We start from the raw sequence: 13,248 nt of genomic DNA on the forward strand, positions 1-13,248 counted from the left end.
ACGATCATGACTCTCAGCTCCACCCTCACGGCGCAGGCCCCCGCGAAGGGGCCCGCCCGGCGCGGCGCCCCCACCGCCGCCGCCCGCGCCGCCCGCCGCCGCGCGCTGCTCAACTGGGTGGCCGTGCACTCGCTCGCCATCGCCGCCACGCTGTTCTTCCTGCTGCCGTTCGTCTTCGCCTTCCTCACCTCCGTCATGACGGACAACCAGGCGCTCACCACGGACTACTGGCCGACCTCCTGGGAGTGGGGCAACTACGCCAAGGTCTGGAACACGCCCGGCTTCCTCACCTGGTGGCGCAACACCCTGCTGTACGCCGGCCTCGGCACCGCGCTGACCATCGTCTCCAGCCTGCCGGTGGCCTACGCGCTCGCCAAGTTCCGCTTCCGAGGCCGCAATCTGGCGCTGATGGCCGTCATCTCGATGATGATGCTGCCGCCGCAGGTCACCATCATCCCGATGTACCTGTTCTGGGCGAAGGAGCTCGGGCTGAGCGGCTCGCTCTGGCCGCTGATCATCCCGATGGCCTTCGGGGACGCCTTCTCCATCTTCCTGCTGCGGCAGTTCCTGATGACCATCCCCAAGGAGTACATCGAGGCGGCCCGGATCGACGGCTGCGGCGACCTGCGCACCCTGCTCAAGGTCGTGCTGCCGATGGCCAAGCCGGCCATCGCCGCCGTCGCCCTGTTCCAGTTCTTCTACTGCTGGAACGACTACTTCGGCCCGCAGATCTACGCCAGCAACAAGCCCGGCGCCTGGACCCTCTCCTACGGCCTGGAGTCGTTCAAGGGCGCCCACCACACCAACTGGAACCTCACCATGGCCGCCACCCTGCTGGTGATGGCGCCGGTGATCGTCCTCTTCTTCTTCGCACAGAAGGCCTTCATCGAAGGCGTGACACTGACAGGGGTCAAGGGCTGATGTCCGCACTGAAGTTGGCCATCGTGGGTGGCGGTTCGACGTACACCCCCGAACTCATCGACGGTTTCGCCCGGCTGCGCGCCACCCTGCCGATCGCCGAACTCGTCCTGATCGACCCGGCCGCCGACCGGCTGGAGCTGATCGGCGGGCTGGCCCGGCGGATCTTCGCCAAGCAGGGGCACGGCGCCGTGGTCACCACGACGACCGACGTCGAGGCGGGCGTCGCCGACGCCGACGCGGTGCTGCTGCAGCTGCGGGTCGGCGGGCAGGCGGCCCGCAACCAGGACGAGACCTGGCCGCTGGAGTGCGGCTGCGTCGGCCAGGAGACCACCGGGGCGGGCGGCCTGGCCAAGGCCCTGCGCACGGTGCCGGTGGTGCTGGACATCGCCGAGAAGGTCCGCCGGACCAACCCCGACGCGTGGATCATCGACTTCACCAACCCGGTCGGCATCGTCACCCGGGCGCTGCAGCGCGCCGGGCACAAGGCCGTCGGCCTGTGCAACGTCGCGATCGGCTTCCAGCGGCGGTTCGCCGGGCACCTCGGCGTCGACCCCGAGCTGATCCGCCTCGACCACGTCGGCCTCAACCACCTCACCTGGGAGCGCGGCGTCACCCTGCTCGACGCCCCGGGCGCGACCACCGGGCGCGAGGTGCTGCCCGAGCTGCTCACCGGCTTCGGCAAGGAGATCGCGGACGACATCCGGCTGCCGCGGCGCGTCGTCGAGCGCCTCGGCGTGGTGCCCTCCTACTACCTGCGGTACTTCTACCAGCACGACCTGGTCGTGGAGGAGCTGAAGGTCAAGGGCTCCCGGGCCGCCGAGGTCGCCGAGATCGAGCGGCAGCTGCTGGAGATGTACGCCGACCCGGCCCTGGACACCAAGCCGGAGCTGCTCGGGCAGCGCGGCGGCGCGTTCTACTCCGAGGCCGCCGTCCAGCTGATCGCCGCCCTGCTGGGCACCGGTGGCAGGACGTCCGTGCAGGTGGTGAACGCCCGCAACGACGGCGTGCTGCCGTTCCTGCCCGACGACGCCGTGATCGAGGTGCCCGCCGAGGTGGACGCCGCCGGCGTGCGCCCGCTGCCGCAGCGCCCCGTCGAGCCGCTGTACGCCGGCCTCATCGCCGCGGTGACCTCGTACGAGCGGCTCGCCCTCGACGCCGCCCTGCACGGCGGCCGCGACCGGGTCTTCGACGCCCTGCTCGCCCACCCGCTGGTCGGCCAGATCGAACTCGCCGACCAGCTGACGGACCGGCTGCTCGCCCACAACCGCGAGCACCTCGCCTGGGCCTGACGTGCCCGTTCCGTCCGGCCCGCGCCCCCGGCCGCCGTCGCCGCCGACCGCGGCGACGGCCCGCCGGGCCGCGAGGAGACCGACCACCCCCGGCCGGGGACAACGGCCGGGCCACGTACGAGCCGCGGGGACCTCATGACCCACCAGCCCGAACCACTACTGCCCGGCGTTCTCGCCATCGACGCGGGCAACTCCAAGACCGACGTCGCCCTGATCGGCGCCGACGGCACCGTGCTCGGCGCCGCCCGGGGCGGCGGCTTCGCACCGCAGAAGATCGGTGGCGCGGCGGCCGTCGCCGGCCTCGCGCCGCTGGTCGAGGAGGCGGCCACCGCTGCCGGGCTGACCTTCCGCAGCGGTGTGCTGACCACCCACGTCAGCGCCTGCCTCGCCAACGCCGACCTCCCGGTGGAGGAGGCCGCCCTGCGCACCGCCCTGGAGTCGCACCCCTGGGGCCTCAGCAACACCGTCGTCAACGACACCTTCGGCCTGCTGCGGGCCGGCACCGACGGCCCGCGCGGCGTGGCCGTCGTCTGCGGGGCCGGCATCAACTGCGTCGGCCTGCTGCCCGACGGCCGCACCGCCCGGTTCCCCGCCCTCGGCGAGCTGACCGGCGACTGGGGCGGCGGCAGCGGCCTCGCCGTCAGCAGCATGTGGCACGCCGTCCGCGCCGAGGACGGCCGCGGCGGCCCGACCGGGCTCGCCCGCGCCATCGCCGAGCACTTCGGCCTGCCGGACACCGGCGCCGTCGCCGAGGCGATCCACCTCGGGCACCTGCCCTTCGGGCGGCTGCACGAGATCGTCCGGGTGCTGTTCGCGGTGGCGGAGACCGGCGACCCGGTCGCCCTGGAGCTGATCGACCGGCAGGCCGACGAGATCACCCGGCTCGCCGTCGTCGCGCTGCGCCGCCTGGACCTGCTGGACGAGCCCACCCCGCTGGTGCTCGGCGGCGGGGTGCTCTCCTCCCGGCAGCCGCTGCTGCTCGACAACCTGACCGCGCGCCTGGCCGCGGCGGCGCCGCTGGCCGAGCCGCGGGTCGTCGTGGCGCCGCCGGTGCTCGGCGCCGCGCTGCTCGGCCTCGACCACCTCGCGGCCGGGCCGGCGGCCCAGGCCCGGGTGCGCGAGGCGTACGACCCGGCCCACCCGGTCGCCGCCTGACCCACCGCAGGCCCCCGAGACTCCGCCCCCGACAGGTCCGCACACCCGTCGGGGGCGGTCCCCGTGCGGCGGGCGCCGGGGGCGGTGGCGGCGCGGGTGCCGGGCCTTCCCCCGGCGACCGCGGCCGCGCAGCCGTGTTGTCGCCGCGGCCGTTCTGCCACCGTGACCGCGGCCGCGCGAGAAGTCGGACCGGCCGACTTCTCGCGCCGTGCGGCCTTGACCTCAACCGCACTTCATGGTGTGGGATGGGCATCGACGGCGGCGCACGCCGCCGGGGATCGTGGCCGGTCGAACGACGCGGTCGATGCCCCGTCCGTAGGGTGACGACCGGCCTCGGGCCAGTGGGCCGCCTCCGCACCCGATCGTGCCGGAGGCGGCCCCGGGCCCCGTCCGGCCGGGTCGGCTCGCCCGATCCGGTCGACAGGGCGGCCGCCGATGGCGCAGAGTCGCGGCATGCCCCGACTTCCGCTGCCGTCCCTCCCGGCCCACTACCGGAGCCGGGCCGCCACCCCGGCCGACGCACCGGCGATCCACCGGCTGGTCGCCGCCCGCGAACGCGAGCTGCCCGGCGGCGCCGGCGGCGGGGCCGAGCACGCGGTCGACGGCGTGGCCGCCGACCTGGCCCTGCCCGGTCTGGACCCGGCCCGCGACACGCTGCTGGTGCTGGACGCGGCGGGCACCGTGGTCGCCCGGGCCTGGGTGCACGGCGGCCGGCGGAGCAAGGTGGACGTCCACCCGGCGCACCGGGGCCGGGGGTTGGGCGGCGCGCTGCTCGACTGGGTCGAGGCGCGGGCCCGGGAGCTGGGCAGCGAGCGGCTCTCGCAGACCGTCCGGGACGGCGACCGCGCCGCCGACGCGCTGCTGCGTTCGCGCGGGTACGGGCCGTTCGTCACGCAGTGGCTGCTGGAGATCGCGCTGCCCGCCGGGCCGGCGGCGCCCGTACCACCGGACGGGATCACCGTCCGGCCGTTCCGCGCCGGCGACGAGCGGGCCGCGTACCGGCTCACCGAGGACGCGTTCGACGAGTGGCAGGTGCGGCGCAAGCCCTACGAGGAGTGGGCGCGGCACACCGTCGAGCGGGACACCTTCGCGCCCGCGCTCTCACCGGTCGCGTTCGCGGCCGGGGAGATGGTCGGCGCGGTGCTGTCGCTGGACCTGCCGGACACCGGCGAGGGCTACATCGAGCGGGTCGCGGTCCGGCGGGACCACCGCGGCCGGGGCGTCGCCCGGGCGCTGTTGCGGGAGGCGTTCGCCGCGTTCCACCGGCGCGGCCGGCGGGCCTGCACGCTGTGGACGCACTCGGAGACCGGCGCGCTCGCGCTGTACCAGCGGGTGGGGATGACCGTCCGGCTCGGCTCGACGGTGTACGGCAAGCCGCTCCACCCGGGCGGGACCGGCGGGCCGGCCCGATCGGGCGCGTGAGCCGGCCGTTCGGGCCCGCCGGGAAGTTACCGTTCGGTAGGCTCCGGGCCGGGGTCGTCGATCGACGCAGGAGCAGGGGGCGCACACGATGGAGCAGCGACGGACCGCGGTGGTGTCGGGCGGCGGGACGGGGATCGGCCGGGCCGTCGCCGCCGAACTCGCCGGACGCGGCTACCGGGTGGCGATCGTCGGACGACGGGCCGAGGTGCTGGCGAAGGCCGCCGCGGAGATCGGGGGCGACGTGGTGCCGGTCGCGGCCGACCTCACGGTGGCCGCCGAGGTCGCGGCGGCGGCCGAGGCGATCGCGGCACTCGGCCCGGTGGACGTGCTGGTCAACAACGCGGGCGCGGTGATCACCCCGCCCGCCGACGCCTCCCTCGAAGCCCTGGCCGAGGCCTGGCGGCGGGACCTGGACACCAACCTCCTGTCCGCCGTCCTGCTCACCGGCGCGCTCGCCGACCGGCTGCGCCGACCGGGCGGCCGGGTGATCCTGATCAGCTCCGCCGCCGCCCAGCGCGGCGGGGCCGGCCCGCACTCGGCCGGTTCCTACGCCGCCGCCAAGGCCGCCCTGCACGGCTGGGGCTTCGGCCTCGCCCGGCAGTTCGGCCCGGAGGGCATCACCGTCAACATGCTCGCCCCCGGCTACGTCGAGTCCACCGAGATCTTCGGCAGCGGCTGGACGCCGGAGTTCCACGCCGACAAGATCGCCGCCACCCTGGTCGGCCGGGCCGGCACCCCGGAGGACGTGGCGGCAGCCGTCGCCTACCTGGCCTCCCCGGAGGCCGGCTACGTCACCGGCCAGGTCATCGGGGTCAACGGCGGCGCCGTCCTGGGGCGTTGAGGCCGATCAGCGGACGCGCACCGGGCAGGCCGGTCCCGCCCGGTGCGGACCCGTCGGCGGGCCGGCGGCTCCCGGGCCGGGCGCCTCACCACCGGCTTGCTACGCCAACCCGCGCCGGCTGCGGCCGGGACAGCGGACCCGCGCGCGGCCGGGCGCCCTCGCCCGGGACCGGGCGACGACCGGCCGGGGCCCGGGCGGGCGCGGGGGCGGGCCCGGGGGTCAGCGGCGGCCGGCCGCCAGGAGGGCGGGGAGGGTGGCGAACTTGACCCGGGGACGGCCGGCGGCCTCACCGAGGGCGCGCTCGGCGCGGTCGATGGCCCGCAGCTGCTTCAGCCCGACGGCGTCCGGCCGCCGGCTGCGGACCAGCCGGGCCAACTCCCGTCGGGTGCCGGACGAATCGGGCAGCGCACCGGCCGCGGCATCGTCCAGCAGGGCCTCCACGGTCTCCTGCGCGCAGGCCCGGTTGGCCCCGATCCCGCCGGACGGGCCGCGCTTGGCCCAGCCCACGACGTAGGTGCCGGGCAGCGGCCGGCCGGTCTCCGGGTCGATCACGCGGCCGCCCCGGTGCGGCACGGCCGCGGCGGCGGCGTCGAAGGGCAGACCGGGCACGGGGACGCCCCGGTAGCCGATGGACCGCACCACCAGCCCGGCCCGGAGGGTGCCGTGCTCGCCGGTGGGTTCGGCACGCGGACCGTCGGGGCCGGCCACGAGCGCCGTCCCGCCGAGCCGGACGCCCTCGACGCGGCCCGTGCCCAGGAGTTCGGTGGGCGCGGCGAAGAAGCGCAGCACGATCCGGCGGCCGGGGCGCGGCGGCTCGCCGCCGTCGGCGTGCTCCAGCGGCAGCCCGGCGAGCAGCGCGGCCTTGGAGCCCTCCGGCGCGGCGGCGATCGCGGCGCGGACCTCGGGGTGGTCCTCGACGACGAGTTCGACGCCGGGCAGGTGCTGGAGCGCGAGGAACTCGGACCGCGTCCAGGCCGCCTGCTCGGGCCCCCGGCGGGCGAGCAGCACCACCTCCCGCACCCGGCTGTCCCGCAGGGCGGCGAGGGCGTGGTCGGCGATGTCGGTCGCGGCGAGCCGGTCCGGGTCGAGCAGCAGGATCCGGGCGACGTCCACGGCGACGTTGCCGTTGCCGACGACGACCGCCCGCTCGGCGGAGAGGTCGACGGCCTCGGCCGGGACGGTCGGGTCGGCGTTGTACCAGCCGACGAAGGTGGTGGCGGGCAGGCTGCCGGGGAGGTCCTCGCCGGGCAGGCCGAGCCGGCGGTCGGTGGCGGCGCCGACCGCGTACACGACCGCGTGGTGGTGGGCGGCCAGTTCGGCGTGGCTGAGGTCCTTGCCGATCTCGACGTTGAGGTGGACCCGCAGCCGGGGGTGGTGGAACACGCTCGCGAAGCTCTCGGCGATCCGCTTGGTCGACTGGTGGTCGGGGGCGACGCCGTGCCGCAGCAGGCCGCCGGCGACCGGCAGCCGGTCGATCATGGTGATCTCCGCGCCGGTGGTGCGCAGCAGCGACTGGGCGGTGTAGCTCGCGGACGGGCCGGTGCCGACGATCGCTATCCGCAGCGGCCCGAGGTCGTCCGGCAGGCTCCGGGGGAAGGTCGGCGCTCCCCAGCTGTGGTCGGCCGGGTGGTCCCGGTAGTAGTCGCGGTTGAGCTCCCCGAAGACGGTGTCGGGGCCGGCGAGCCGGTCGACGGGGTAGACGGCGTCGACCGGGCAGGCGTCCGCGCAGGCGCCGCAGTCGATGCAGGCGACCGGGTCGATGAAGAGCATGTCGGTACGGCCGAACTCCGGCTCGTCCGGGGTGGGGTGGATGCAGTTGACCGGGCAGACGGACACGCACGAGGCGTCGTTGCAGCAGGTCTGGGTGATCGCGTAGGCCATGGCCGGGTGGGGTCCTCGCTGCGTGGGGGGGCGGTCGGGTCACGCCGGGTCGGGTCGGGCGCAGGCGTCGAGCCGGTCGGCGCGGGCGTCGGCCGGCTCTCGGGGCGGGACGGATCGGGGTCGGGACGGGGTCGGGACGGGGCGGCGTCGCGGTCGCGTCGGCGAGCGCCGGCTCGGGTCGGCTCGGGTCGGCGAGCGCCGGCTCGGGTCGGCTCGGGTCGGCTCGGGTCGGCTCGGGTCAGAGCATGTCGACGCGGCGGTAGACCGCGGCCGCGGAGCTGTTGAGCAGCCCGGCCTCGCCGAGGAAGGCCATCAGGTGGCTGGAGCTGGTGCGCATCATCGCCTTGCGGTGCTGGTTGGCCCGCACCTCGGCCAGCGCCCGCTCGGTGTCCAGCCCGGCGGCCCGGTACACGCCCCGGTGGACCATGCTGCTGACGATGACGTAGGCCGCCACCGCGATGCCGGTCCCGGCGGCCCGCCGACGGGCGCGGCCGGCGCCGCGCAGCCGCTCGCGGATCTCCTGGCGGGCGAACTTCATGTGCCGCGATTCCTCGACGACATGGATCCGGGACGTCCCGCGGACGATGTCCAGGACGTTCTCGCCGCGCATCCAGTCGCGCTGCATGACGTCGAGCACCTCTTCGGCCACCAGGATCCCGCCGTAGGCGAGTTCACCCTTGGCGGTGGCCTTGAAGAGGCGGCCGGCCTGGGCGATCACCGCAGCCGGCCGGTACTGCGGGACGCCCATCTTCTCGCAGGCGCGCGCGAACATGATCGAGTGCCGGCACTCGTCGGCTATCTCGGTGAGGGCGAAGCGGAACTCCGCGCTGGCCGGGTTCTTCAGGTACTGGTCGCGCAGCACCATCTGCTGCAGGATCATCTCGAACCAGATGCCGGTGGTCATGATCGAGCAGACCTCGTGCCGGGTGAGGGTGACCCGCTGCCGCTCGGTCATCTCGTCCCACAGCCGGGTGCCGTAGAGCGTGCTCCACTCGGGGTTGAGCCCGTAGCCGTCCTCGGGGAGCGGCGCCTCCCAGTCGATCTCGGTCGCCGGGTCGTAGGAGAGGGTCGCGGCCGAGTCGAGCAGTCGCTTCGAGACGTCGTCGTCGGCCGAGGTGTGAGCGTGGATCCCTGCTGCCGTGCCGGGGTGAGCCATGGCTGCCTCCAGGTGCGTGCCCTGCGCGGGGTTCCCGCCCGCCCCGCTTATTAGACGGAGAGTACAATAAGAGGCCGGGCGCGAGAAGCCCTCGCGCACCGGCCTCCGGCGGAACCCGGGCGGCGCGTCAGCATGGCGGCCCGTCAGGTGTCGCATCCACTCGGGCGTTGCGGGCCGTCAGGCGTTGCGGTCCCTCGGGCGTTGCGGTCCCTCGGGCATCGCGGCCCGTCACGCTGCCGGGGGTTTCACGCGTTCGGGCTGAGCGCCAGCCGGAGTGCCCCGGCGGCCTCCGCCGTGGCCTCGCGGAACCGCCGGCCTATCCCCAGGTAGTTGATGTAGCCGTGGATCAGGTCGGGCTGGCGGCTGAGCGCGACCACCACGCCCGCCTCGCGCAGCCGCTCGGCGTACGCCTCCCCCTCGTCGCGCAGCGGGTCGAAGCCCGCGGTGGCGATGTACGCGGGCGGCAGGCCGGTCAGGTCGGGGGTGAGCAGCGGGGAGAGCCGGGGGTCCGAGCGGTCCACGCCCTCGGGTGCGTAGTGGTCGGCGAACCAGTCCATGTGCGCGCTGGTGAGGAGGAACCCGTCGGCGAACAGCTCCCGGGACGGGCGGCGCCGGGAGGCGTCGACGGCCGGGTAGAAGAGCAGCTGGAACGCGGGCGCGGGCCCGCCGCGCCGGACCGCCAGCTGGGCGGTGACGGCCGCCAGGTTGCCGCCGGCGCTGTCGCCGCCGACCGCGATCCGGTCCGGGTCCACGCCGAGGTCGGCGGCCTCGGCGTGGGCGTGGTCGAAGGCGGCCAGCGCGTCGTCCACGGCAGCCGGGAAGACGTGCTCCGGGGCCAGCCGGTACTCGACCGAGAGCACCCGGACACCCGCGTGCCGGGCGAGGAAGCGCGCGGTGTTGTCGTGGCTGGTCCGGGTGCCGAGTACCCAGCCGCCGCCGTGGAAGAAGACCAGCAGCCCGGACGGGGCGGCCAGGCCGTCCGGCGTGTACAGGGTGGCCGGCAGTTCGCCGTGCTCGACCGGGATCCGGATCTCGCGGGTGGCCACCGGCTCGATCACCGGGCCGCTCACCAGGTGGCGGCCGTGGTCCAGCCCGACCCGTGACGCGGCCACTCCGGCGGGCCTGACCAGGTGGTTCCCGGAGATCCGCTGGAGGCTCAGCAGCAGTTGGGCGTCGAGGGCCAGCCGCTGGCCGTCCCGTCGGACGGGCGCGCCGGCGATCAGCCGGCGCAGCGGCCGCGGCAGCGCGTAGGCCGCGCGGACGGCGGCGGCCTGGGCACGGACCTGGACCGGGATCGGGGCCGGTGCCGGTGCCCGGGTCGGGATCGTCATGGTGCCTCCTGCGTGGTCGGGGCCCGGGCCGGCCGCTCGCGGTGGACCGGCAGGACGGCTCGGGATCGAGGCGGCTCAGCGTAGTGTTACTCGCCGGTTCGGCCCAGCGGGCCCCTTCGTGTGTCCGGTCGGTGACGGCCCGGGCCTCGCGCGATGTCCGCGCGGCGGATGCCGGGCGCCCGGCGGTCCTCGACCGGACGGGCGCGGGCCGGGACGGGCCCCGGCCCGGCGCACCGACCGCACCCCGAGCCCGTGGGACACCCCGGCAACGCCTGACGGGACACCCCGGCCCGGGCCCCGCACAGGCCCCGGCCCGGCCGCCGCCGGTAGCCCGCCGTGACTGGCGGCGAAGCGCGCCGGAGGGATGATGGAGAAGCCCCGGGCCAGGCAGCGGGGAGTACGGAGCGGCGCGCTCGCGGCCGGAGGAGAGGAGCGACCGGATGAGCACGGTGGACCTCCTCCCCCTCGGCCCCCGGTCACCGGTGGGCCGCGCCCGGCACCCGGTCCCCCCGGCGGACGCCGGCTCTGCCGCCGCCCCTGCCCGGCGGGCGGTGACCCGGCGGCCCGGCGACGGCGGGGCAGCACATCACCCGGATGGCGGCCTGCGGCGGCATGCGGCCCGACGGCCGGAGGGAGGGTGACCATCGGACGGACGGACGAACCCCAGACGGCCGAGACCGCACGACACATCCGAGGTGCGCACCATGGACAGCCGACGACCCCCCTTCGTCGACAGCGCGGCCGGTGCCCTGCTGGACGCGGACGGCAGGATCGTCCGCTGGACCCGGGAGGCCGAGCAGCTGCTGTCCCTGCCCGCCTCCGAGGTCTGCGGCCGCCCGGTCCGTGAGCTGCTGGCCGACCCGGCCACCTGGACCGCCCTACTGGCCGAACGCCGGGCCGAACGCGCGGCGGCAGCGGAGCGGGCGGCAGCGGAGCGGGCGGCCTCCGCCGAGCCGGCGGCGACGCAGTCCCCGGAGCAGTCCTCCGACACCTGGTCCGGCACCGCGCTGGTGCGCTCCGGCCGGGGCGAGGAGCTGGGGATCGTCTTCCAGGTGCTCCCGCTGGAGGACAGCGACGGCCGGAAGCCCTCGGGCGCGGCCCGGTACTTCGTGCTCGCCGCCCCCGCCGAACTCGTCACCCAGTGGCGGCAGGACCAGGCGTTCACCCGGGAGCTGTTCCTCCAGGACCGGGTGGGCCTCGCCGTGTTCGACACCCAGCTGCGACTGGTCAGGACCAACACCCACCTGCTCCCCTACTCCGGCCTCCCGCCGGACCTGACCGGACGGCGCCTCGGGGACTTCCTGGAGCCCGCGGGCGCCGAGGCGGTCGAGACGCAACTGCACGAGGTGCTGCGGACGGGCCGGCCGCTGGTGATCTCCGGGGAGCTGGTGCGGACGATCGAGGAGCCGGGCGGCGGCGCGGCGATGGCGATCTCGGCCTTCCGGCTGCAGGCCGCCGACGGTCAGGTGATCGGGGTGACGGCGCTGTTCACCGACGTCACCGCGCTCCACCGCTCCGGCGAGCGGCTCGCCGTGCTGCACCGCGCGACGGCGGCGGTCGGCGGATCGCTCTCGGTCACCGGCACCGCCGGGGACCTCGCCGCCGTTTTGGCGCCCGGGCTGGCCGACCTGGCTGTGGTCGAGATCGCCGAGGCGGTGTTCACCGGCGAGGAGCCGGCGCCGGGCCGGGACGGCCGGCTGCTGCTCCGCCGGACCGCCGTCACCGGGGACGCGGACCTGCTGGAGGACGCGGGGCTGGACCGGGTGGCGGAGACGACGGCGGTGGAGTTCGACACCGAGGGCTCACCGATCGCCCCCGCCGGCCCTCCTACCCTGACCACCGCGGACGCCTCCCCGAGCACGGCCGGCACGATGACCGCGCCGCTGCGCGCCCGGGGCAGCCTCCTCGGCCGGGTGACCGTCCACCGCGCCGCCGGCCGCCTCGCCTACGAACCGGCCGATCTGGACCTGCTGCGTGAGATCGCCGCCCGCACCGCCCTCGCGCTGGACAACGCCCGCCGCTACACCCGCGAGCACCGCGCCGCCGTCAGCCTCCAGCGCAGCCTGCTGCCGCCCGCGCACTTCGAGACCGCCGCCGTGACCACCGCCAGCGTCTACCTGCCCACGGACACCGCCAGCGGCGTCGGCGGCGACTGGTTCGACGTGATCCCGCTCTCCTCGGCCCGGGTCGCGCTGGTCGCCGGGGACGTGGTCGGTCACGGACTGGAGGCCAGCGCCACCATGGGCCGGCTGCGCACCGCCGTCCGGACCCTCGCCGACCTCGACCTGGAACCCGACGAGCTGCTGGTCCATCTCGACGACCTGGTCTGCCAGTTGCTGATCGAGGGCGAGAGGCCGGAGGAGGACGGCGAGTGGCCCGCCGGTCAGCGAACCGGCCCGTTCGGCGCCACCTGCGTCTACGCCGTCTACGACCCGGTCTCGCGGCGGTGCGCGATGGCCTCCGCCGGACACCCGCCGCCCGCCGTCGCGGCGCCGGACGGCACCGTCGAGTACGTGCCGGTGCGCCCGGGCCCGCCGCTGGGCGTCAGCGGTCTGCCGTTCGAGGTGGCGGAGGTCGAGCTGGCGCCGGGCAGCGTACTGGCGCTCTACACCGACGGGCTGATCGTGGGGTACGGGGGCGACCTCGACGAGGGGCTGGCCGAACTGCGCAGCCGGATGTCCCGCCCCGGCGCCGCCGCCGCGCCGCTGCGGGAGCTCGGCCGCGCCATCGTCGACGGTCAGCCGGCGCACCGGCTGGCCGACGACGTCACCCTGCTGCTCGCCCGCACCCGGGCGGTGCCGACCGACGCCACCGCCACCTGGTCGGTGGAGGCCGACCCGGCGGCCGTCGCCCGGGTCCGCGGGAGTGCGACGGCGCGGCTGCGCGACTGGGGCCTGGAGGAGCTGGTCTTCACCACCGAGCTGGTGCTGAGCGAGCTGGTCACCAACGCCATCCGCTACGCCGGCGGCCCGGTCGAGGTGCGGCTGATCCTGGCGGAGCGGCTGACCTGCGAGGTCTCCGACCCCAGCGCCACCCAGCCGCGGATGCGCCGGGCCCGGCTCACCGACGAGGGCGGCCGGGGCCTGTACCTGGTCGCCCAGCTCACCAGCCGCTGGGGCAGCCGCTACACCCGCAACGGCAAGACCATCTGGGCCGAGCAGGAGCTGCCGTAGCCACCCCGGCCCGGGCCCGGGCCCGCCCGGGACGGCGAAGGGCCGGGACGGCGAAGGGCCGGTCGACCCGACGAAGTGT

At 75.9% G+C, this 13,248-nt stretch carries 9 protein-coding genes; 6 read left to right on the plus strand and 3 right to left on the minus strand.

Annotated features, from left to right (window positions below):
* Window positions 1–6 precede the first annotated feature (6 nt).
* The 5 genes from ABZ497_RS27445 to ABZ497_RS27465 all read left to right on the plus strand — a co-directional run bounded on the left by ABZ497_RS27445 (window position 7) and on the right by ABZ497_RS27465 (window position 5,628).
* On the plus strand, window positions 7–921 hold the full coding sequence (locus tag ABZ497_RS27445) for a carbohydrate ABC transporter permease (RefSeq protein ID WP_329489966.1): 915 nt from the start codon (window positions 7–9) through the stop codon (window positions 919–921).
* A gap of 8 nt (window positions 922–929) precedes the next feature.
* A complete protein-coding gene (locus ABZ497_RS27450; protein ID WP_359809045.1) occupies window positions 930–2,210 on the plus strand; it encodes a 6-phospho-beta-glucosidase in 1,281 nt (426 codons plus the stop codon).
* 135 nt (window positions 2,211–2,345) lie between these two features.
* On the plus strand, window positions 2,346–3,365 hold the full coding sequence (locus ABZ497_RS27455) for a BadF/BadG/BcrA/BcrD ATPase family protein (RefSeq protein WP_329489965.1): 1,020 nt from the start codon (window positions 2,346–2,348) through the stop codon (window positions 3,363–3,365).
* Between the two features lie 453 nt (window positions 3,366–3,818).
* Window positions 3,819–4,787: a GNAT family N-acetyltransferase gene (locus tag ABZ497_RS27460; protein WP_359809010.1), complete on the plus strand. Its 969-nt coding sequence runs from the start codon at window positions 3,819–3,821 to the stop codon at window positions 4,785–4,787.
* Window positions 4,788–4,875: 88 nt separating this feature from the next.
* Entirely contained in the window at window positions 4,876–5,628 is a 753-nt protein-coding gene (locus ABZ497_RS27465; RefSeq protein ID WP_329489963.1) for an SDR family oxidoreductase, read from the plus strand.
* A gap of 219 nt (window positions 5,629–5,847) precedes the next feature.
* Here ABZ497_RS27465 and ABZ497_RS27470 read toward each other — a convergent pair whose 3' ends face one another.
* The 3 genes from ABZ497_RS27470 to ABZ497_RS27480 form a co-directional block, all read right to left on the minus strand.
* Window positions 5,848–7,509, minus strand: coding sequence for an FAD-dependent oxidoreductase (locus ABZ497_RS27470; RefSeq protein WP_359809012.1), 1,662 nt, complete (start codon window positions 7,507–7,509; stop codon window positions 5,848–5,850).
* A gap of 238 nt (window positions 7,510–7,747) precedes the next feature.
* Complete coding sequence (locus tag ABZ497_RS27475; protein ID WP_359809014.1) at window positions 7,748–8,665, minus strand: diiron oxygenase; 918 nt, start codon at window positions 8,663–8,665, stop codon at window positions 7,748–7,750.
* A 245-nt stretch (window positions 8,666–8,910) separates the two neighbouring features.
* The gene (locus ABZ497_RS27480; RefSeq protein ID WP_359809016.1) at window positions 8,911–9,996 is read right to left on the minus strand and encodes an alpha/beta hydrolase; all 1,086 of its coding nucleotides are present in this window, start codon (window positions 9,994–9,996) and stop codon (window positions 8,911–8,913) included.
* Window positions 9,997–10,700: 704 nt separating this feature from the next.
* Here ABZ497_RS27480 and ABZ497_RS27485 point away from each other — a divergent pair.
* Window positions 10,701–13,169, plus strand: a complete 2,469-nt coding sequence (locus ABZ497_RS27485) for a SpoIIE family protein phosphatase (RefSeq protein ID WP_359809018.1) — start codon at window positions 10,701–10,703, stop codon at window positions 13,167–13,169.
* Window positions 13,170–13,248 lie beyond the last annotated feature (79 nt).

The organism is Kitasatospora sp. NPDC005751 (genome assembly GCF_040630835.1).
Lineage (GTDB): Bacteria > Actinomycetota > Actinomycetes > Streptomycetales > Streptomycetaceae > Kitasatospora.

What these genes read in the sequence shown, in the direction of transcription:
- ABZ497_RS27445 (WP_329489966.1), top strand. Translation starts at nt 7, where the DNA reads ATGACTCTCAGCTCCACCCTCACGGCGCAGGCCCCCGCGAAGGGGCCC.
- ABZ497_RS27475 (WP_359809014.1), bottom strand. Translation starts at nt 8,665, where the DNA reads ATGGCTCACCCCGGCACGGCAGCAGGGATCCACGCTCACACCTCGGCC.
- ABZ497_RS27470 (WP_359809012.1), bottom strand. Translation starts at nt 7,509, where the DNA reads ATGGCCTACGCGATCACCCAGACCTGCTGCAACGACGCCTCGTGCGTG.
- ABZ497_RS27465 (WP_329489963.1), top strand. Translation starts at nt 4,876, where the DNA reads ATGGAGCAGCGACGGACCGCGGTGGTGTCGGGCGGCGGGACGGGGATC.
- ABZ497_RS27455 (WP_329489965.1), top strand. Translation starts at nt 2,346, where the DNA reads ATGACCCACCAGCCCGAACCACTACTGCCCGGCGTTCTCGCCATCGAC.
- ABZ497_RS27485 (WP_359809018.1), top strand. Translation starts at nt 10,701, where the DNA reads ATGGACAGCCGACGACCCCCCTTCGTCGACAGCGCGGCCGGTGCCCTG.
- ABZ497_RS27480 (WP_359809016.1), bottom strand. Translation starts at nt 9,996, where the DNA reads ATGACGATCCCGACCCGGGCACCGGCACCGGCCCCGATCCCGGTCCAG.
- ABZ497_RS27460 (WP_359809010.1), top strand. Translation starts at nt 3,819, where the DNA reads ATGCCCCGACTTCCGCTGCCGTCCCTCCCGGCCCACTACCGGAGCCGG.